Source organism: Bradyrhizobium sp. NP1, from assembly GCF_030378205.1.
Taxonomy (GTDB): Bacteria; Pseudomonadota; Alphaproteobacteria; order Rhizobiales; family Xanthobacteraceae; genus Bradyrhizobium.
This window is the reverse complement of record NZ_CP127385.1, coordinates 5,068,889-5,089,107: the sequence shown is the minus strand read 5'-3', so window position 1 is coordinate 5,089,107 and position 20,219 is coordinate 5,068,889. Positions and strand designations below refer to the sequence as shown.

At 65.5% G+C, this 20,219-nt stretch carries 22 protein-coding genes and 1 tRNA gene; 6 read left to right on the top strand and 17 right to left on the bottom strand.

Translation table 11 applies throughout. The annotated features are described in order from the left end of the window. The first annotated feature begins 76 nt into the window (after positions 1-76). A complete protein-coding gene (locus QOU61_RS24660) occupies positions 77-1,252 on the top strand; it encodes a DUF2336 domain-containing protein (RefSeq protein WP_289653796.1) in 1,176 nt (391 codons plus the stop codon). Positions 1,253-1,441: 189 nt separating this feature from the next. Here QOU61_RS24660 and QOU61_RS24655 read toward each other — a convergent pair whose 3' ends face one another. The 3 genes from QOU61_RS24655 to QOU61_RS24645 form a co-directional block, all read right to left on the bottom strand. Then, positions 1,442-2,020 (bottom strand): Hpt domain-containing protein, encoded by a 579-nt coding sequence (locus QOU61_RS24655; RefSeq protein WP_289653795.1) that lies wholly within the window; start codon positions 2,018-2,020, stop codon positions 1,442-1,444. Between the two features lie 13 nt (positions 2,021-2,033). Then, on the bottom strand, positions 2,034-2,579 hold the full coding sequence (locus tag QOU61_RS24650) for a response regulator (protein ID WP_289653794.1): 546 nt from the start codon (positions 2,577-2,579) through the stop codon (positions 2,034-2,036). Between the two features lie 101 nt (positions 2,580-2,680). Then, entirely contained in the window at positions 2,681-3,460 is a 780-nt protein-coding gene (locus tag QOU61_RS24645) for an NAD kinase (protein WP_289653793.1), read from the bottom strand. Between the two features lie 242 nt (positions 3,461-3,702). On the opposite strand from QOU61_RS24645, the gene QOU61_RS24640 reads away from it, so the two are divergent. Next, positions 3,703-5,277 (top strand): S10 family peptidase, encoded by a 1,575-nt coding sequence (locus tag QOU61_RS24640; protein WP_289653792.1) that lies wholly within the window; start codon positions 3,703-3,705, stop codon positions 5,275-5,277. 59 nt (positions 5,278-5,336) lie between these two features. On the opposite strand, the gene QOU61_RS24635 is transcribed toward QOU61_RS24640, so the two are convergent. Both QOU61_RS24635 and QOU61_RS24630 read right to left on the bottom strand, forming a co-directional pair. Beyond that, positions 5,337-5,885 (bottom strand): tetratricopeptide repeat protein, encoded by a 549-nt coding sequence (locus QOU61_RS24635; RefSeq protein WP_289653791.1) that lies wholly within the window; start codon positions 5,883-5,885, stop codon positions 5,337-5,339. A 187-nt stretch (positions 5,886-6,072) separates the two neighbouring features. Then, positions 6,073-6,615 (bottom strand): tetratricopeptide repeat protein, encoded by a 543-nt coding sequence (locus QOU61_RS24630; RefSeq protein WP_289653790.1) that lies wholly within the window; start codon positions 6,613-6,615, stop codon positions 6,073-6,075. Positions 6,616-6,892: 277 nt separating this feature from the next. On the opposite strand from QOU61_RS24630, the gene QOU61_RS24625 reads away from it, so the two are divergent. The 4 genes from QOU61_RS24625 (at position 6,893) to QOU61_RS24610 (ending at position 9,227) form a co-directional block, all read left to right on the top strand. Further along, entirely contained in the window at positions 6,893-7,192 is a 300-nt protein-coding gene (locus QOU61_RS24625; protein WP_289653789.1) for a His-rich protein BRANT, read from the top strand. A 256-nt stretch (positions 7,193-7,448) separates the two neighbouring features. Continuing rightward, a complete protein-coding gene (locus QOU61_RS24620; RefSeq protein ID WP_289653788.1) occupies positions 7,449-7,868 on the top strand; it encodes a hypothetical protein in 420 nt (139 codons plus the stop codon). Positions 7,869-8,123: 255 nt separating this feature from the next. Further along, entirely contained in the window at positions 8,124-8,837 is a 714-nt protein-coding gene (locus tag QOU61_RS24615) for an outer membrane protein (protein WP_289653787.1), read from the top strand. A 150-nt stretch (positions 8,838-8,987) separates the two neighbouring features. Then, positions 8,988-9,227, top strand: coding sequence for a hypothetical protein (locus tag QOU61_RS24610; protein WP_289653786.1), 240 nt, complete (start codon positions 8,988-8,990; stop codon positions 9,225-9,227). Positions 9,228-9,264: 37 nt separating this feature from the next. Here the strand turns inward: QOU61_RS24610 and QOU61_RS24605 are convergent, their stop codons facing one another. The 12 genes from QOU61_RS24605 to QOU61_RS24550 all read right to left on the bottom strand — a co-directional run bounded on the left by QOU61_RS24605 (position 9,265) and on the right by QOU61_RS24550 (position 20,022). After that, entirely contained in the window at positions 9,265-9,519 is a 255-nt protein-coding gene (locus QOU61_RS24605) for a hypothetical protein (RefSeq protein ID WP_289653785.1), read from the bottom strand. A gap of 419 nt (positions 9,520-9,938) precedes the next feature. After that, positions 9,939-10,340: a hypothetical protein gene (locus QOU61_RS24600; RefSeq protein WP_289653784.1), complete on the bottom strand. Its 402-nt coding sequence runs from the start codon at positions 10,338-10,340 to the stop codon at positions 9,939-9,941. 160 nt (positions 10,341-10,500) lie between these two features. Beyond that, positions 10,501-10,701 carry a hypothetical protein gene (locus QOU61_RS24595; RefSeq protein WP_289653783.1) on the bottom strand — a complete coding sequence of 67 codons (201 nt, stop codon included), beginning with the start codon at positions 10,699-10,701 and terminating at the stop codon, positions 10,501-10,503. A gap of 146 nt (positions 10,702-10,847) precedes the next feature. Next, positions 10,848-13,784 (bottom strand): hypothetical protein, encoded by a 2,937-nt coding sequence (locus tag QOU61_RS24590; RefSeq protein ID WP_289653782.1) that lies wholly within the window; start codon positions 13,782-13,784, stop codon positions 10,848-10,850. A gap of 64 nt (positions 13,785-13,848) precedes the next feature. Then, a complete protein-coding gene (locus QOU61_RS24585; RefSeq protein ID WP_289653781.1) occupies positions 13,849-14,418 on the bottom strand; it encodes a tetratricopeptide repeat protein in 570 nt (189 codons plus the stop codon). 119 nt (positions 14,419-14,537) lie between these two features. Continuing rightward, positions 14,538-15,389, bottom strand: coding sequence for a nucleoside phosphorylase (locus QOU61_RS24580; protein ID WP_289653780.1), 852 nt, complete (start codon positions 15,387-15,389; stop codon positions 14,538-14,540). A 123-nt stretch (positions 15,390-15,512) separates the two neighbouring features. Beyond that, positions 15,513-15,587 (bottom strand) — tRNA-Thr (locus QOU61_RS24575). A 327-nt stretch (positions 15,588-15,914) separates the two neighbouring features. After that, positions 15,915-16,247: a c-type cytochrome gene (locus QOU61_RS24570; RefSeq protein WP_289653779.1), complete on the bottom strand. Its 333-nt coding sequence runs from the start codon at positions 16,245-16,247 to the stop codon at positions 15,915-15,917. 9 nt (positions 16,248-16,256) lie between these two features. Then, positions 16,257-17,342 carry a molybdopterin-dependent oxidoreductase gene (locus QOU61_RS24565; RefSeq protein WP_289653778.1) on the bottom strand — a complete coding sequence of 362 codons (1,086 nt, stop codon included), beginning with the start codon at positions 17,340-17,342 and terminating at the stop codon, positions 16,257-16,259. Between the two features lie 238 nt (positions 17,343-17,580). Then, entirely contained in the window at positions 17,581-17,823 is a 243-nt protein-coding gene (locus QOU61_RS24560; RefSeq protein WP_289653777.1) for a hypothetical protein, read from the bottom strand. A gap of 236 nt (positions 17,824-18,059) precedes the next feature. After that, on the bottom strand, positions 18,060-18,944 hold the full coding sequence (locus tag QOU61_RS24555) for a LysR family transcriptional regulator (RefSeq protein ID WP_289653776.1): 885 nt from the start codon (positions 18,942-18,944) through the stop codon (positions 18,060-18,062). 7 nt (positions 18,945-18,951) lie between these two features. Further along, positions 18,952-20,022, bottom strand: coding sequence for a YeiH family protein (locus QOU61_RS24550; RefSeq protein WP_289653775.1), 1,071 nt, complete (start codon positions 20,020-20,022; stop codon positions 18,952-18,954). Between the last annotated feature and the right edge of the window lie 197 nt (positions 20,023-20,219).

Here is a 20,219-nt window from a genome sequence, read left to right as displayed (position 1 = left end):
AGCGTCGTGGTTTATTTTGTATTGCAGTGGTTGTTTGGATCTCGTTTTCAAGGTTTTGCGTAAGCCGGCAGGATTCATGATCGTTCGGCAGTTCATCAGTTGGGTAAGGACCGCGGCCGCCGGCGAACGGGCGGAAGCCACCCGATCGCTGGCGCGGGCCTGGCTGATCTCGGATCTTTCCGAGGAGGACCGCGCGGCGGCTGAAGGCGCGCTGTTGATGCAGCTCGACGATCCGTCGCCGCTGGTGCGCCAGGCGATGGCGCAGGTATTCGCGCGCAGCAGCGAGGCACCGGCAGCGATCGTGCAGGCGCTGGCACTCGACCAGCCCTCGGTCGCGCTGTGCGTGCTCGAACATTCGACGCTCTTGATCGACGCCGACCTCGTCGACATCGTCGCGACCGGCTCGAGCGAGGTGCAATGCGCGATCGCGCGCCGTATCAAGCTGCCGCCTTCGGTCTGCGCGGCGATCGCCGAAGTCGGTTCCGCGGAGGCCGCGCTCGAACTGATCGAAAATCCTTACGCAGAGCTGGCGCCGTTTTCCTGGGACCGCATCGTCGAGCGGCACGGCCATCTCGCCGCGATCAGGGAATCGATGCTGGCGCTGGAGGATTTGCCGGCTGCGACCCGCGCCGCGCTGGTCACCAAGCTGTCCGAGACGCTGGCGCAATTCGTGGTGGCGAAAAACTGGCTGAGTGCCGACCGGGCAGGGCGGATCGCGAGCGAAGCGCGCGATCGCTCCACCATCCATATCGCGGCGCGTTCGTGTGGCGATGACACGCGCGGCCTGGTGCGGCACCTGCGCGCCGCCGGCCAGCTCACCGCGGGTCTGATCCTGCGCGCGCTGTTGTCGGGAAATCTCGAACTGTTCGACGCGGCGCTTTCCGAACTGTCCGGTCTGCCGCAGGCGCGCGTCTCGGCTCTGGTGCAAGACCGCGGCGCTGCGGGCCTGCAGGCCCTCTTGAAGCGCGCAGGCTTCCCGGCATCGACCTATGTGGCATTCCGCGTCGCGCTCGAAGCCTGTCATGAAAGCGGCTTCGTCGACACGCCGGAGGGAGCCGCGCGGCTGCGCCGCCGCATGGTCGAGCGCGTGCTGACCCATTGCGAGAGCGACCGTGACGCGGCCGAGCCGCTTCTCATCCTGCTGCGGCGCTTTGCGACGGAATCGGCGCGCGAGGAGGCGCGGCAGTTCTGCGAGGAGCTCGCCGCCGAGCACGCGGTTGCGCCCGCCCATCACGACCTGATCGCGGCGTGACTTTCCATCATGGCCGGGCATAGGCGAGCGGAAGCGACGCCGTCCTCCGGACGATAGGCGAGCGGAAGCGACGCCGTCCTCCGGACGGCTATGCCTGGCCATCCACGTCTTCCGCATTTTATGGCCGCAGAGACGTCGATGCCCGGCTCAAGGGCCGGGCACGACGAAGGTCACGATCGAACCTGGGGATCACTCCCCCGGCACGATGCTCGGCGCCAGGATCGCCTCGAGGTGCTCGGGCCGGTCGCGGTTGACCTGCTTGAGATATTCGTCGGCGACGGTGCGCAGCCGGCGGTTCAGGGCCGTGGCGGTGCGCACGCTGTCGAGCCGCGTGTTGCCATGCACGATCGCCAGGATGGCATTGACGTGATGCGCGATCAGCTCGGTCGGCACGGCATCGAGATCGGGGGCGTGCTCGATCACCCGGCAGAGGCTTTCGGCAACGCCGGCCGCGGACGGATAGCCGAAGGTCGCCGCATCCCCCTTGATGTCGTGCGCGGCACGAAACAGCTCTTCGCAGGCCGCATTGGTGAAGCCGCCCTTGAGGATCGCGGCATGCGCCGCCGACAGGCGGTCGGCCTCGGCCGCCATCCAGTTGCCGAATTCGCCCGACAGTCCGGCAAGCGCCTTTTCGGCACGTCCGACCGGATCGTCGAGATCGGTCTCGGGCACGCGGCGCAGCACGCTGCGCAGCGGGTTGGGCTGCGTGATCACGTGGTGGGTCGGGTAGGTCTTGACCTCGATCGCGGGCTGCTTGTCCTTGGGCATTCGTGTCATCACCTCAGGCGGAGGACCGGGCCTTGTCGAGCAGCGAAGGCTGCTGGAGGACCTCCGCTTCGCCGGTGCCGCGGCGCTCCGGCCCGATATAGGCGGTGTTGGTGTTGCGTCGGCGATCGGGCCCGAAATAGATTTTGGTCTTGATGAAGGGACGCGGGTTGGCGACCACGTTGAGGATGCGCTGGTAGAGTCCCTTGGCCGAGATCGGCTTGGCGAGGAATTCGGTGACGCCGGCGTCGCGCGCCACGGTGACGCGGCGCTTTTCGGAGTGGCCGGTCAGCATGATGATCGGCGCGTAGGGGTTGGCCTTGGATTCCGGCTGGCGGATCATCTGCGTCAGCTCGAGGCCATCGAAGATCGGCATCGACCAGTCGGTGATGACGATATCGGGCACGTAATGGCTGTACATTTCGAGCGCGGTGGCGCCGTCCTCGGCTTCATAGACCTCGCGCGCGCCGAACGAATGCAGAAGCGTCCGCAGGATGCGGCGCATGTGCGGATTGTCGTCGCAGACGAGGAAACGCAGCTTGTTGAAATCGATGCGGAACATGGCAGGCCCCAGGGGCATGCCTGGCCGGCGGTATACCCCTGTTAACCATATCGCGGCGCCGGTTAACGAAGCGTTGCGGCGGAGCCAGTCGAGCGCGCGGATCAGTAGCCGAATTGCTCGCGCAGGATGCGTTCTTCCAGGCTGTGGCCGGGGTCGAACAGCATCCGCATCGCGATCGTCTTGTCGGAGAGCACCTCGACCCGGCGTACGTCGCGCACCTCGTCGTGGTCGGCGACCGCCGCAACCGGGCGCTTCTCGCCTTCCAGCACTTCGATGGTCACATAGGCGGTGTTGGGGAGCAGGGCGCCGCGCCAGCGCCGCGGGCGGAACGCGCTGATAGGGGTAAGCGCGAGCAGCGCCGCGTTGATCGGCAGGATCGGCCCCTGCACCGAAAGATTGTAGGCGGTCGAGCCGGCCGGCGTCGCTACCAGAATGCCGTCAGCGATCAGCTCCGGCATGCGTTCGTGCTCGTCGATCAGGATGCGCAGCCGCGCCGCCTGGTAGGTCTGGCGGAACAGCGCGACCTCGTTGATGGCGTGGTGGATATGGATGCCGCCATGAACGTCGGTGGCGCGCATCAGGAGCGGATGGATCACGGATTCGCGCGCCGCGGAAAGGCGCGCGCGCAGGTCGTGTGTCGAGTACTCGTTCATCAGGAAGCCGACGGTGCCGCGATGCATGCCGTAGATCGGCTTTCCCGTGCGCATGTGCCGGTGCAGCGTCTGCAGCATCAACCCGTCGCCGCCGAGCGCGACCACGACGTCGGCATCGTCGGGGTCGTGGTTGCCGTAAAGCGCCACAAGCTGGGCGAGCGCCGCCTGCGCCTCGGTGCCGGCGCTGGCGACGAAGGCGATCCGGTCATATCGCTGGCTCGCGGTCATCTGATGGTCCCTTGCGCGCCGGTGTCCGGCGCCGTGGTCGTCTATACGGCCGCATCCTGCTTGTCGAGACGGACGCCGATCCGATTCTTGAAGTCAAACGCAAACGGGCGGCACTAACCGGGCCGCCCGCGCTGCCCCAATCCGCCGCAATTGCGGGCTAGAAGCCGCGGCTATCGCCTTGTCATGCCTGATATAAGTACCGCGGGCATGATCCAGCCGACCTCAGCCGTAAGGAGACGAAAATGCCCCTTGCCTTGCCGTCGCGGCGCGCGCTGCACGGTGCGGCCGCACTTCTCGTGCTGTCGCTCGCGGCCGCCTCGGCCCAGGAGGCCTCGCAGCCGCCTGCGGAAGCCGCCACCACTCCTGCGGGTCAGAAGGCCGGACCAGGCAGTGGCCGCGCCGCGGCCAATACGCCGGGCTCGCAGGGCGCCGCCGAGCAGCATCGGCTGCCACCGGATTCCACCACCGGCCAGACGCTCGATCTGCCCGGACGCACGCTCACCTTCAGCGCGACCGCGGGCTCCATCCGCCTGTTCGACGACAAGGGCGAGCCGCAGGCCGACATTGCCTACACCGCCTACCAGCTCGACGGTGTCGACCGCGCCGCGCGTCCGGTGACGTTCCTGTTCAACGGCGGCCCTGGCGCGGCGTCCGCCTACCTGCAACTCGGCAATAGCGGGCCGTGGCGGCTGCCGCTCGATGCGGCCAGCGTGACGCCATCGAGTGCGCCGAAGCTTGAGGCCAACAACGAGACCTGGCTCGATTTCACCGACCTTGTCTTCATCGATCCGGTCGGCACCGGCTACAGCCGCTTCGTCGCCAGCGGCGAGGAGGCGCGCAAGCGGTTCTTCTCGGTCGAGGGCGACGTGGCCTCGATCGCGCTGGTGATCCGCCGCTGGCTGGAGAAGAACGACCGGCTGGCCTCGCCGAAATATGTTGCCGGCGAAAGCTATGGCGGCATTCGCGGCCCCAAGGTCGTGAACAATTTGCAGACGCGGCAGGGCGTCGGCGTCAACGGACTGATCCTGATCTCGCCGTTGCTCGATTTTCGCGAGTTCACCGGCTCCAGCCTTCTGCAGTACGTCGCGAGCCTGCCGAGCTATGCAGCGGTGGCGCGCGCCGCCAAGGGGCCCGTGACCCGTGCCGATCTCGCCGAGGTCGAGACCTACGCGCGCGGCGAGTTCCTGGCCGATCTCGTCCGCGGCGAGCAGGATGCCGAAGCCACTAACCGGCTCGCCGACCGCGTGGCGGCGCTGACCGGCATCGATCAGGCGGTGAGCCGGCGGCTCGCCGGACGCTTCGACGTCGGTGAATTCCGTCGCGAATTCGACCGGCGCAACGGCAAGGTGACCGGACGGTACGACGCCTCGGTGCGCGGCTTCGACCCCTATCCGGATTCGAGCGCGTTCCATTTCAGCGATCCCTCCGGCGAGGGACTTATGGCGTCGCTTTCGAGCGCCGCCGTCGATCTCACCAGGCGCAAGCTCAACTGGCGGCCGGACGGCTCCTACGAACTTCTCAACGGCTCGGTCGAGCGGAGCTGGGATTTCGGGCGCGGCATCAACCCGCCGCAGTCGATCGCCGAGCTCAGGCAGATCCTCGCGCTCGACCCGAAGCTGAAACTGCTGGTCGCGCATGGCCTGTTCGATCTCGCCACGCCCTATTTCGGCACGCGCATCGCGCTCGACCAGTTGCCTGCCTTCGCGTCGCCCGACCGGGTGCGCTTCGCGGTCTATCCCGGCGGCCACATGTTCTATTCGAACGATACCTCGCGTCAGGCCCTCCGCGCCGAGGCCGAGGCCATGATGAAGCCGTAAGCAAAAAGACGGCGCGAGCGGCAAGGCTCGCGCCGTCTTGTTCGGTCAGGTCAGGGCGTTCAGTAGACGAGGCCGGTGCCCGGCGGCTGCTCGAGCGCCGCGGCGAGCGAACGGTATTCCTCGCTGTCCTTGCCTGCGAGCTGCGCGATCTTGTTCAGGTGATACTGCGCCTGATCGCGGTTGCCCTGTTCGACCTGCCACAGCCCGTAGTACTGCCAGGTCTTGACGTGGTTCGGATCGGACTTCAGCGCGCGCTCGTACCAGACCTGCGATAGCTTGTAGTCGCCGAGCTTGCGGTAGGAATAGCCGATCAGATTGGCGACCGCCGCGGTGTCGTCGTGGCCCAGCGCCTTGAGCTGGTCGATCGCGTTCGCATAGTCGTGGCGGTCGTAGATCGTCGTGTAAGCGGCGCGATAGCCGGCAGCGAATGCCGCATACTCGCTTGATGGCGCCGCTTCGCTCTTCTTCTTGCCCTTGGTCTTGGTCGAGGAGGAGGGGGCCGGCGCATTCTCGTCAGGGTTGGCGTAGACCGTCGAGATCACGGGCGCTGACGCGAATGCGAGCGAGAACGCCGCAAGCGTTGCGAACCTGATCACAGATTTGCTCATCCATTCCTCCTGTCGACCGTTGGTTTGGGTATGAGTGGAGCGGATTTGACGTTCGCTACTAACCGAGCATCGTGATGCGAACGTCAAACCCAAAGCTCCACTAGAAAACAATATTTGCTGGCGGTCCTTATTCTAACATTCGCAAAAGTGCCTGTCCTGACGGAATGCGAATATTAGAATTGGACCACTAGTAGACGAGACCAGTGCCCGGCGGCTTTTCCATGGCGGCAGCGAGCGAGCGATATTCCTCGCTGCTGGTGCCGGCGAGCTGGGCGATCTTGTTCAGGTGATACGCCGCCTGATCGCGGTTGCCCTGTTCGAGCTGCCAGAGGCCGTAATACTGCCAGGTGCGGACGTGGTTCGGGTCGGCCGTGAGCGCGCGCTCATACCAGACCTGCGACAGCTTGTAGTCGCCGAGCTTGCGGTAGGAATAGCCGATCAGGTTGGCGACATCGGCGCGGTCGTCCTGGCCGAGCGCCTTGAGCTGATCGATTGCGGCGGCATAATCGTGGCGGTCATAGATCGTGGCGTAGGCCGTGTGATAGCCGGCGAGGAATTTCGGGTTGTCGATCGCCGAGCTCTTGTCCTTCTTCTTGTCCTTGCTGGAACCGGACGCGGGCGGCGAGGGATTGTCGCCTCCCGCGGCATAGGCGGTGGAAAGGAGCGGCGCCGCCGCCACCGCAAAGGCGAACATCGCCAGCGTCAAGAGCCGTATCGCAACCTTGTTCATGCAGTTCTCCCACAGTTTTCGGAAACCCGGCGCTACACCCAGCTCCGCGGAATTGAACACCTCAGCCGCTTAAACATTCCCGGCGCTGGTTCGGGCGCCGTTCACAAGGGCTCCAGATGCGGCATCGGTGAACATGACAAACATGTCATGCAGATGAACGGAGCCCGTCTTCGTGCTTCAGGGTGGGTTCAGTGCGCTCCCCTTAGGGTCGTGTTGCAATGATCGGAAAGCCCGACCATCCGGCCGGTCACCTCCCGATCCCCAAGAGGAGACAACCATGCTCAAGAGCATTTCAGCAGCCCTGCTTGCCGTTTCCGTGATTGCCGCGCCGGCGCTCGCCGCCGGCCCCGAAAAGGCTGCGCAGACCCCGGCCACCACCCAGAGCCAGCCGGCCAAGACGATCGCGGCGAAGCCCGAGGCGACCAAGGTCGCGCCGGCCAAGCAGAACGTCCTCAATGCCAACGCCAAGATGGGCCGTCATCATGCCCGGCATCACCACCACAAGAAAATGGGCATGATCAAGACGCACGCGAAGGTCGGCTTCAAGCACAGCGAAGCCAAGACCCGTCGCGGCTGAGATCGTAACTCCATCCGCCGGTGTGGTTCGTTCCACATTGCCCCGCCGCATCAGCGGATAATGGCCGGCCCGCGTCGTTGCGTCCCCAGCGACCGCGGGCCGGCATCTTTTCGTGAATGGAAACGTCAAATCCCAAGCTTCACTGGCATCAATAATTTGCTAGTGGTTCCTTGATTCCAGCATTCGCAAAAGTGCCTCGCCGGGTAAAATCGGACCGCTGGAACGGCACCGACGATTCACGAGGAACGGACAGCAATTGGGCATATCGGCAACGCGCCTCGCGATCGTGCTGCTGCCGCTCGCCCTGACAGGCTGTCTCGGCAATGACGGGCCCGGGCCGACCTCCTTCGTGGCCGACTCGAGCGCGCAGGAACGGTATCCGGAGAATTATCGCGTCGAGATCCTGGCCTTCATGCGCACCTACCTCAACAATCCCGTCGGCGTGCGCAATGCCGAGATGGCCGACCCGGTGGTGCGCACGGTAGGCGGACGGCAGCGCTATGTCAGTTGCCTGCGCTTCACGCCGCGCGAGCTCGACGGCAACTATCGCGAGGCGCGCGAACGCGCAGTGATGTATGTCAGCGGCAGGCTCGACCGCCTGGTGGAGAACGCGTCCGACGTCTGCGCGGGCGCGGCCTACGCGCCGTTTCCGGATCTGGAAAAGATGCAACGTTGAGGCGTCGCATTAAGTCCGCGCGAACCCTGCCGATCACTTTTTGGCGAGGCTTGAACCAGACCGGCCGGTCGATGGCCGAAACTAATGGAAAATCAGCATTTTCGTCGCCTAAGCTGCCTCGCGATGGAACAAACGCCGGTGTTGTTTCGGCGCCACAGCGACATGAAATCACAGGTCCGACATTGCCGCGAAGCAACCAAACTGAGGCCACGTTGTTTGAATGTTGTCGCCACCGACAGTAACGGGGAATTTCTCATGAAAAGGCTTTTGCTTGGCGCGGCCGCGCTGTTCGCGTTTGCGGCCCCGGCGGTTGCCGCCGACATGCCGGCGCGGACCTATACCAAGGCGCCGGCCTATACTGCGCCTGCCGTGATCTATAATTGGACCGGATTCTACATCGGCGGCCATGTCGGCGGAGCGTTCGCCGGCAACAACAGCCTGATCGGCAGCAATGCCCGCTTCATGGGCGGCGTGCAGGGCGGCTTCGACTATCAGTTCGCCCCGAACTGGGTGGTCGGCGCCGAGGCCCAGTATAGCTGGCTCAGCAACAATAACGGTAACGGCGTGCTGTTCCCCGGGAGCACCGTCATCACTACCAGGAATAACGAGATCGGCTCGGTCACTGGCCGCTTCGGCTATACCTGGGGTCCGGCACTGCTCTATGCCAAGGGCGGCTACGCCTGGCGCGACAACAACAATTTCGGCGTCAGCACCCTCGGCGCGCCGGTCGCCTTCACCACCAATGGCAATCACCACGACGGCTACACCGTCGGTGCTGGCCTCGAATACATGTTCGCGCCGAACTGGTCGGCCAAGGCCGAGTACCAGTATTACAATTTCGGCTCGACGGCCTTCACCAGCGGTCCGGCACCGATTGTCGGCACGCGCTTCCGCGACGACGACCACACCGTCAAGCTCGGCGTGAACTATCGCTTCGGCTGGGGTGGCCCGGTCGCCAACAAGTACTGACGCCGAACGCGAGCACACGCAGAAACGGAAAAGGCCGGCGTCCCCGCCGGCCTTTTTGTTTCCTGCTTGAGGACCGAACTTTTTTCGACGACCGCACGGAACCTGTCATGCTCCGTCGCTATTATGCGGGAAGCGGGCGGTGTAACGCACATGCGTATCTTGATTTCAGCTCTTGTCGTTGCGGCGGGCACCCTGCCGTCGTCGGCCGAAACCGTGCTGAAATCCGAGCCGCTTTTCCTTGCTCCCTTCGAAGTCGCCTTCGTCCGCGATGCCGCGTGCCCGGCCGGCAAGGTGCTGAGGGTCACCGGCGTGGTCCGCGGCCTGCACCGCAAGAAGGTCTGCGTCACGCTCGCCGCCGAGCAGGCTTCGCGCGCGACGGCGACGCCGTGAGGGTCGGCCGCCCGGCGCCCGCGAATGCCGCGCCATTTCACCGCATGAACTGAAGCTCGCGCTTGGCCAGCCGCTCGGCCTCGTCCTTGTTCCGAGCCGGATCCTCGTCCGGGTCGGCCGGGCAGGGCCTTATCTCGTAGTCATTGTCGAGCACCGGCCGTGGCGCCGGCTTCGCCTCCTCCGAGGCGGCGTCGACCACTAGCCCGCTTTCCCGGGCGAGTTTCCAGACGTCGGCTTCGGTCGGATAGGCCTTGCTCAGCCGGGCGTCGCCACAAATCAGCGCGTAAGGCATGGACGGCTCCCGAAAGCCGGTCAACGTCCGGATTGTGCTTGCGGTTTCCGGGCGCGGAGGCGGCGATCCATCACGAAAATGGCAAGCCTGCCGGCCCGGCCTGACCGGCCTTTGAGTCCTTAACAAGTCCTGAATCGCGGAAAAAAGAATCCCCGGGACTCCCCGCCTAGAATCGCCCGATGGTCCGGCCATGGGAACGATGCTGCATACCTCCTGCACGCGGGTTCATCTGGCGCTGACGATTGCGCTGCTCGGGGCTTGCGCAGCCAATGTGATGCTGGTGTGGGCCTGGCTCTGACCCCTTGATCCGGCCCCCTGGAAGGGCCGGGCTGGCCGGCGCGAGGCGGGTAACGGTACTCCCTTGGCGACAAAATGCGGAGCGCGAGCGCAACCGGATCACGTCCAAACAGCGGGCCAGCCTATTTGTCGCGCAGGCGGGACGGCCGAGGCGGTTGCACCTCGTCGATCGCGGCGCGAAGTTTTGCGATCGTCGCGCTGAAATACTCCGCACGTTCGCGGTTGAACCGCTCCTGATGAGCGCGAAAGCCGTCGATCCGGCTCTGGATCTCCCGTTTCACCTCGCTGAGCACGATCGGATGCCGGCGGTCGAGGGGCTCGGCCCGCGCGACGGGGGTGTCCCGCGCTCGCTCGATGACCTCGCGCGGGCTTCGTACCGCGTCAAACGCGGCCACACCGCCGTTCTCACCGCGGCCTGCAAGCCGATCCTGCGGTCGCGCCGCATTGTCAGTCTTGCCGGCGACGCCCTGCACGAATGCCAGAGTCTGCGCGATCAGCGCGTCACGCTCACGGACCCAGTTCATGATCCACCTCAGCCGCTAGAAAAACAGTCGAGCAAAGCGCCTTGAGGGAATCAAGCTGGCCTGCCTGTGGATAACCGTTCGATGTCGGATTGAGATTCAGGGTGACAAAACGGTGACACCGGCGAGCGTCGTCACCAGCAGTCGCGCGGCGCGCGCCGCGCTATCGCTCGCGCGGATTGGTGTTGGGCACGAAAGGTGGACCGACGATGCGGACCGGCGTCTGGCCGGTATGGAGGGCGGCCTTCTTCGGCTCCGTCCGCGCCGGCTCGTCCCAGAACGCGGCGCCGGCGGCAAGGAATGCGCCAAGGAACGTCACCGTTCCGAGCAGGAGGATGTTGCGGTACTGGTCCGGAATTCTCATGGACGAGAAACGCCGCGGGCGGCGCGGCGGTTCCGCCTTCGCTTCCGAACCACCACACTAGAATCATGAGTTTGCTAGTGTCCTTTCGGACCGGAAGTTCGCAAGAGAGCCCGCCGCAAAATGATGCGAACTTCGGGTCCGGGACACTAGTGTTTCGAGAGGGCGTGGCTGACGCAGCCGACCAGCGCGATCGGCCCGTTGCAATCGAGGGTGCCGCTCGACGCCGCCGGAGCCGCGCTCGGGGTTGCGCGGCGCGCCACGACCCGCTTCGGGGGCGGCTCGCGGTGAACCGGTTCCCTGGCGTGCGGCATGACCGCAGGCGCCGGCTCGGCCTTGGCGTCAATTGACGCGATCCGGGCGGTCGCAAGGGTCGCAAAGGCGCAGTTCGGGAAGCGGGCGAGGTGGTCGCGATAGGCTTCGCGGGTGCCGATCGATTCGGTGCTGGTCCAGTGCAGGGCGGCGAGCGCGCAGCTTTCGCCGCCGGAGGAGGCGGCCGGCGCGCCTTCGTTGCGCTTTTCGGCCGCGACGCCCTCGCCGAGCGAGGCCAGATCGAATGTCACGCCGCTCGCCTTCAGCGTCCGCGCGAAAGCGGCGGCTTCGCCATAGGCGAGCGCCTTGCGGACGATCCGCTCGCGCCCGTAGTAGTCGATGTTGTTTTGCAGGTGCTGCAGGTTGGCGACGTATTCCGGGGGGATGTTGCCGTTCTTGACCCGGTCGAGATCGGGAAGGTGGCCGCCGTCGCTGCCGGCCGCCGCGATCAGCGGCACCAGCGTCGTGTCGACATTGACGCCCGAGCGCGCGATGTGTCCGTCGGCGGCTTCGCGGAAGCGGATGTCGTGGATGTTGAAATAGACCGCGATGTTGCCGCCCACCGTCGCCGGTTTGGGCTCGTAGCCGGGCGCAAAGACATAGCCTTTGGTCACTCGCTGTTGTCCGAACGCTATGTCGCCGAGAAAGCGGTCGGCAAGCTCCAGATTTCCCGCGACATCGCCCTGCGGCGCCAGCTTGCCGTAGACGATCGCCGCCTGCCAGCTCAGCGAAACGCCCATCTTGTCGTCGGATGCGATCGCGCGCTGGATCTCGGCGAAATCCGCCGCCGACACCGGGTTGAGATAGACGATGTCGTTGTTGAGCAGGAAGGCATTTGCCTTCGGCAAATAGGAGATGGTTTTGACAAAGCCGAGGTCGGGGCTTGAACCTTCGAGCGTGACGCCGCCGGGAATCGACTTGTATTGGCCGACGATGCTCTGCGCCGCGTTCTGCGTGATCGGCTGGTAGCTCGAACGCAGCCCGCCGCCACCACTGTTCCCGACGCCCGTGATGGTCGAATTGTTGCCGCCGCTTCGGCCGGAATAGGCATAGGACGTCGAGGGGGCGTTGCGCACCGCCTGGGCGGTGAGGCGAGGACGAGCCGCGGCCGCGGCGCCGGCATGGCCCGTATTGTATTGCCGGAGCAGCTCGATCGCCCGGTTGCGAATCAGCGGATCGAGGCTGTTCAGGAAATTGGCGAACGCCGGTCCCTTCTGGTCCGGCGGAAACTGATCGAGATAGGCGATCGCCTTCAGGATCTCGTTGTCGCGGTCCGACGGCGGGCTCGTCGTGACCGGCCCCGGATCGACCACCGGCCCGCACGAATAAAGCCTGCCGCAGTTCGGATCGGTGCCAACGCCGCTGCCGTCGCCCCACCAGTAGTCTTGCTGGGCTTCCAGCGCATCATCGGGAAAGGCGAGACCGGTGCTGTCGCAGCAGGTGATGACGGTGGGAATGCGATAGTCGGCGGGATCGGCCGGGTTCTCCCACATGCCGTTCATCGGATTGAAGACCTTGCCGTCCGCGCTGTGATACGGCTTCGACGAATAGGTTCTCAGATTGTCGAAGTCGCCGGGGACGGCTGAGCCCCGGTCCGAATTATTGGCGAGCTGGCTGTCGGCGGGAGCCGGGGTCGTTGCCTGATCGCCGCCGCTCGTGCCGCCGCTGCTCGTGGCGCCACCTGCGGCGCTGCCGTTATTGCCCGCGGCGGCGCTTCCGCCCGCATTGGCACCCGCGCCGGTGCCGGGACCGGAGGGGCTCGCGGCTGTCCGATTGCCCCCGCCGGCGGGAGAGCCGGCGGTGTAACCCGCAGGGGGCGGCAGGATGCCGCCGGTGATGTTGAACGGTGGATTTTTGGGCGGCGTCACCGGCACGCTGATGGTGACGGCATTCTGGCCGGCGAACCGGGTGACGATCATGCCGGGGCTTGGGCTTGGGCTCGGCGCCGGCGCTGCCGCGCCACCCTTGCCGCCGGTGAAGGTGAAGCGGATCTCCGCCGGCTTCACGGTGCCGAGATAGCTGCGCAGCGGCGCGGACTGGCCTTCGGCGATCCTGGCCATCGTTGTGTAGCTGCGCTCGAGCCCGGCGGCCGACGTCGCCGCGCCGCTGACGCGGTCCAGCACCTCGCTCTGAAGCCGCTGGCGCAGCGTGCGCAGCTCGTCCGGATCGGCAGCGCCCGCGGCCGGCGCAGTATTGGCGCTGACATATTTTTCGAGCTCGACGGCGACGGCGAGGCGGCGCGTCGCCATCTGGTTCTGCAGAAACCGCTGCGCGCTGTCAAAGCTGAGCGGCTCGTGCTTCACCATCACGCTGCGATAGATCGCGGCGTTCTCCTGGTAGGCCGGAATGCCCTCGAGATAGGCCTTCCGCGCGATCGCCAGCGTCATTTCGCGGGGCTCGGCAGCGAGCTTCGTCGCCCAGGTCTTGAAATTTTCCGTGGCGCTCGCGAGCGCGGCGTCGGTGGCATTGCCGTCCATGCCGAGCGCGCGCTGCCAGGGTTCGACCAGCCTGCCCGAGGCGAGGTCGGACAGCACGGCCGCCCGCACCGCGGGGCTGAACAGCCCTGCGGCGAAATCCGAATGCAGGATCTGTTCGTCGAGCACGTGCGCCGCCAGACTCGCCTTGCGGCTGGTCAGCGTATCGATCGGGCCGGTTGCATCCTGCGGCGTGATCGCCTCGCCATTGACGAGAAGGATCCTGCCGTTGACGCTCACTTTCAGCGGTGCGTCCTGGGCGAAGGCTGCGAGCGCGCCGCCGAGGAGCCATGCCAGCACGATCCATGGGAGCACTCCGCGGCTGCGGCGGGCGGCCGCGAAATGGCCTGAGCCGTTGCGTCGATCATTTCGCATTTCGGTAGAGCTCCAGCGGGGGCGCCGACCAGTTCGCGTAATCGCGCTCGTCCTGTATTTCCTGCAGGTAGCGCGCCCAGCGCGTGTCCATCTGCTTGCTGAGGTCGAGCGATTGCAGCCAGTTTCGCGCGAAGGCGTAGTTCGGACTGAGCCGCAGCGCTTCGCTGAAATCGGCCCGTGCGCGCTCGTATTGCTTGAGGTTCACATAGACGAGGCCGCGATAGCCGTAGGTTTCGGACTGGCTCGGGTCGATGCGGATCGCGGCGCTGAGGTCGGTGAGCGCGTGGTCGAGATCGTTCTTCTTGAAGTAGCCGACGCCGCGCAGCGAGGTGGCCGCCCACAGCGCCTTTCGCGGCAGCGGCCGCCCGCCGACCGCGCGTCCGCTATCGATGAAGGCGCTGCAGCCGCGGATCTTGACGTCGGGGTCGACGGTGTCGCTCTTGCAGGCCTGCAATTGCTGGTTGGTCTGCGCGGTCGCAGGCCGAACCAGCCCGCTGAACAGGCCAAAAATAAGAACGGCGACGCAGCCAAGCGTCCGGACCCAAGCCCCCATCATCATTTGCCCCTGCCGATGACGGTGCGATTGTAAGCGCAACCGGGCGGCAGATGTAAATAGGCTGCGAGGGGTTTTCCGGTCGTGATCGGCAAACAAGGCGGGGAGGCGGTCCCGCCGGCCGGTCACCGCCCGATCGGTTCGGGTCGGGCTGCCGGGGCGACCGACCAGGCGCGCGCCGTGGCGGCGATGACCGAAAGCGTCGCCTTCGCCCCGTCGGCTTCGCCTTTTTCAAAGTCGCCCTCTGTCTGCGCCATTGCGTTCGTGACATGCGCAAAGCAGACGACGGCGTGGCCCGTGCTCAAGCTGAACGCGTACAGGGCGGATGCTTCCATCTCGACCGCGAGCGCGCCGAGATCCCGGGCGCGCGCAATCGCTGCCTCGGTTTCGCGGTAGGGCGCGTCTGTCGTCCAGGTTGCACCGCGATGCAGCATGACCCCCGGCTCCGCATGGACGATGGCTTCCACGCGCGCGAGCAGGTCTCGATCTGGCGCCTCGGCGAACGTCGCCGGCGCAAGATAATGGTAGCTTGTTCCCTCATCGCGCAGCGCGCGGTCGATCAGGACGAAATAGGGCGTGGGCCCGATCGGGGTGATCTGGCCGGCGGAGGTGACGCTGACGAGCAGCCGGCAGCCCGACGCGAAAAGCTGCTCGGCCACAAGCACCGCGAACGGCGCGCCGACGGCGCAGCCGACGATGCCGACCTCACCCACGCCGGCGAGGTCGAAGGCGAGAAGCTCGGTGTGATAGCAGGCCCATCCTTCATGGAGGCGACCACTGCCGGTCCGTTTGAGGTGGCGCACCACGTCGCCGTCGGGATCGAGTACGCAGATTTCGGGGACAGCGACGAGCGGGAGCTGCCTTTGCCGGCGCGCTTCGCGCAACAATCCTTCCGGCCGGAACACGGAGGCCGCCCCGGGGTCCTTGCCGCTGAGGATCGGCCAGGCGGTTTCGGCACCATGCGTCTTGTCATCCATGCAGCACCCCGGTCAGCTTGTCTCTGGTGACGGTCCGGCCGGCATTGCGACGACCCGATTTCCGTTGCGGGGGGAGTGGTATTGAATTCGGGGCTGCCAATCGAATCACGAGATTGATCGCGCTGGTGCCGGTTGAGAGATTTGAACTCCCGACCAACGGTTTACAAAACCGCTGCTCTACCACTGAGCTAAACCGGCAGCTTGCGAGGCGTGGCCAGGCCTTCGCGGGTCGCTTGGCCGAGCGAATACCAGACTCCCGGGCAAAGGGCCAGAACCTGCCCGAGCGGGCGTGGACACGGAAAAGGTGGCCCGAACAGGCCGCCTTTTCCCATTCAGGGGGAGTGCGCCTGCTGGCAAGACCGCGGCCGCCCCCGTGGAACCGGATGCACAGTGCGGGCGAAGCCGTTGCGCGCGGGCTGCGGCGGTTCTGGCCAACGGGCATCGGCGGCCCGCGACCTCGCCGGGCGAGAAGTCCGCACGATGCCGCCAGTGGAACGACGGGATGCGAATGTTAGAATCGGACCGCTAGTTCTCACCCTTGGTCTTGACCAGATAGTCGACGATAGCCGCCACATCGCCCTCGTCGACCGGCGCCTTGTAGGCCGTGATCATCTTGTGCACCTCGGCTTCCCAGGTCGCCTTCGGCAGCGGCGGCTGGTTGAGCACCATGTCGTCCGAATGACAGGCCAGGCAGTTGTTGTTGATGGCTTCCGCGCTGGCCCCGCCGGGGAACAGGCTGTCGCCGGGCGGAAGGTCCACGCTCGTGGATGTGATCGCCGGCAATTGCTGGACCTGCGCCGGCGTGGCAGCGAACAGTCCAACGGTCAGGCAGCCGATCGCGATGATTTGGTTGCGCATGGGACGCTCCTAGACCGCGTTGATTTCGACTGTTTCGACGAGGTTGCGCATGAAACCGCTGGTATTCCAGTTTGGCGCGTCCGGCTGGACCTCGCCGTTGAGATTGGTGCAGCGGACCATCAACGCGTGGCTGCCCTTCCCGGCAAGGGGGACATTCATTTCCCACTGGCGGAAGCTGTATTTGCCGTAGTCATCGGCCAACTTCGTCGGCTGCCAGCTTTTGCCGCCATCCGCGGAGAGCTCGACCTTGGCGATGCCCGTGTCGCCGCCGAAGGCAATGCCGCGGACGGGCGCGGCGGTGCCCGCCGCGAACGAGGCCCCCGTGACCACATTGGTGAAGAAGGAACGCGGCACCATCCGGTTGATCGGGACCATCTTCACGCCGGTCTGGCCCGGGCTGATATTGGCGTGCGGCGTGTCCGGTATCGTATAGGCGACCGCCATCCAATAGTTGTCGTCCGGCTTGTCGAGCACCTCGATGTCGCTCAGCATCTTGACCCAATAGGTCGAATACCAGCCCGGCACGATCAGCCGCAGCGGGAAGCCGTTGAGCAGCGGCAGCTTCTCGCCGTTCATGGCGAAGGCGATCATCACTTCGCCGTCGCGCGCGTGGTCGATGGCGAGCGATTTCTTGAAGTCGGGCGCGTCGGAGACGACCGGCTCGTCCAGGCCGTCGAAGCGAACCTGAACCGCGCCCGCCTTGACGCCGGCGCGATCCAGCACGTCCTTCAGGCGGACCCCGGTCCATCTGGCATTGCCCATCGCGCCATGCGCCCATTGTGCGCCCGGCACGCGGGGCTCGAAGAAGCCGCGCGAATTGCCGGAACATTGATTGACGGCGGCAAGCTCCACGCGAGGCATCTTGAGAAGGTCGTCGAGCGAAAGCGACAGGGCCTGATTGACGTGGCCACGCACGGCGAGCTTGAACGTGTTCACATCGACGGAGGCCGGGATCACTGCCCAGTGCCAGCGCACGTAGAACTGGTCGTTCGGCGTGAACACCCCGCGATCGAACACTTCCATGGGCGTTTCGAGCAGGGGCGGCCGGGCTCGCTGCAGGATCATGCTGCCCTTCTGCGGGAAGTCATGCGTCATCGGCCGTTCACGGGGACCGCTCGGAAGCGGCAATTTTATCAGCTCATCAGCCCAGGCCGGCGCCGAAAACAGCGACAGGCCTGCGAGGCCGAGTTGCCGAAGCGCAGAGCGGCGAGACAGGACGTGTGTCTGAACGAAGGTCGCGGCAGTCAACTGCGCTGATGAATTTGAAAGGCCTTGGTGATGACGCATGGTGACGCTCCTGTCGATCGGGTGGGGGCGAGGTCGGTCATATTCGTCATTCAAGCAGCAGGGATGCGAATGGATCATCAGCATGATCCTGCCGTTGCGCTGAGGGGACAAGAGGCCCTGACGGGTTATGGAGCCGGTGAAGGTGCGCGGTCTGCCGGACGGGTTCCCTGGCGATCGGCGCCTGCAGGGGGTGCGCGGCCAGCGCAACCGGCGCGTTTAGCGTCGTGGCGGCGGCGACAAGCAAGCCTGCGCAGAAGAGAATTGTGCGGCGTGATTGATTGATGATCATGACAGTTCTCCTTGTTTGACGGGTTTGGCAGGGAGCCGTGCCCGGCCTGCCAAGCATTCCTTTCGAATGCATGCTGAACCTAGGTGTCGCGGCATACATCCGTCCAACAGATTGCTTTTTTGATTCAGATCGATTTTGGTTATGATTTGGCGCGACGCGGACGGCCGGCCAGGCTCGGCGCAAGCGACCGCTTCAACAAGGCAGGGATCAAGGCGGGAACGGCGTGACGCTGTCGTTCACTTCGGCGCGGCGATGCTGGCGAGCAGCGCGGTTTCGGCCTTGCTGGCGTGGCGCTCCTTGTGGCGCAGGGCATAAAAGGATCGCTTGGCAAGCTCGCCTTCGAGACGAAACAGCGTCTTCGCCGCGACCGACCTTTCGACCACGAGATCGGAAATCGCCGTTGCACACGATCCCGCCTCGACAGCGGTTCGAATAGCTTCATTCGAGGCGAGCTCGAGCTGCACTTTCAGGTCCGACAGGCGCAGCCCGCGCTTCTTCAAGGCCTGCTCGAACATCGCGCGTGTTCCGGAGCCCGGCTCGCGGAGGATCCAGGGCGTTTGCGTCAGCCAGTCGGCAGGAAGCTTTCGCTGCTTCGCGAACGGGTGCCGCTGCCCGACCACGACCACCAGAGCGTCGCCGTCGATGCGGCGGGCGGAGAGGGCGGCATCGTCGATATCACCCTCGATGAAGCCGACGTCGGCCACGCTTTCACGCACGTCGGCTGCGACCCGCTCGGTATTGGCTATCCTGACGCTGACGTCGATGACCGGATAGGCGGCCTGAAACGCCTGCAGCCTCGGCGGCAGCCAGTAGTTGGCAACGGTCTGGCTGGCTGCGACGACCAGCCTGCCGAGCTTCAGCCCGGCGAGATCGCGCAGCACCTGCTCCGCGCCGCGGGCACGCGCCAGCACCGCGCGGGCTTCGGTCAGGAACAGCCGGCCGCCATGGGTGAGAATGATGCCGCGGCCGACACGGTCGAACAATTTGACGCCGTAGCGCTCCTCCAGTGCGGCGATCGCTGCGCTCGAGGCCGATTGCGTCAGGTTCAGCTCCCTTGCGGCCTGGGTGACGTGCTGCTTCTCGGCGACCGCCACGAAGATCCGGAGCTGCTCGAGCGTCATGATCGGGTCATCCCATGAGTTTGATCAGCGTCAGGCTGAAGGCCGCGATGAACAGAAAGGCCGCCGCGCCCAGTATAGCGGGGCGGAATCCCCTCGCGTAGAGCTTCACGATGTCGGTCTCCAGTCCCATGGCCGCGAGGGCGACGGAGAGCAGGAACGTCGTGACTGTGGCGATCACGTCCCGCGCATCGGCCGGGATGCTGATGGCGCTGTTGGCGGCCACGACGGCGATGAAGCCGAGCACGAACCACGGGACGGGCGGGCTCACCGCCCTGACCCGCGTGCTTCCCGGCGAAAGGCGAGCCTTGATGCTCAGCGCGAGGACCGTTGGCGCGAGCAGCATGACGCGCGCGAGCTTGGTCATCGTTCCGAGCTCGCCCGCGCGCTGGCCGTTCTGGAACGCTGCGGCGACGACCTGCGCGATCTCATGGATCGAGGCGCCGCTCCACAGCCCGTAGGCCCGCGGATCAAGATGCAGGAGGTGCTGCAGGACGGGATAGCCGAACATCGCGATCGATCCGAAGACGGTGACGCAGGCGATGGCGTAGGTGACATCCTCGTCCGACCCATCCGTCACGGTATTGGTCGCAACGATCGCGGAGGCGCCACAGATCGACGTGCCCGCCGCGATCAGTTCGGTGAGCTTGCGGTCGACACCGAGCGCGCGGCCTGCGTAGACGGTGAATACGAAGGTGGCGACAAGGGTCGCGGCCACAATGAGCAGCGCTCGTCCGCCGACGGCGGCGATCTGGGCCGCGGTCAGTTGAAAGCCGAGCAGCACGATCGCGATCCGCAGCAGCCGCCTCATGCCGAAGGCGATCCCGGGACGCGCGATGGACGGGGTGCCGACGATGTTATGAAAGGCCATTCCGATCAGGATGGCCAGGATCATCGGGCTGAAAGTGGCCATGCCCGGAATGCGACGGGCGAGGTAGGCCCCGACTGCGATCGCCGTGGCAACGGCAAGGCCCGGAAGAACAGCAAGCGCTGGGGAAGAAAATCCCGGGGCCTGCGTGGCCCTGGTTGGGCCGACCGCGACAGCCCGCGGCGTGCTCAAATCGTCCGTCGTGATGGTCATGGGAGTGGCTCCTCTGCCTCACTCCGACATCGGTGCGGTCGATATATTAATCCAACCGAATGTTTTCATGGTTTCAATAGATTTTAGAGATTGATCCGGGCCGAACCGGCCAATCATCGGTTTGTGAACCGTTGGTCGGTTCAAATCTCGACCGGCATCATCCCGGCAGGTGTGGCGAAGTCATCGAAAAAGGCGGC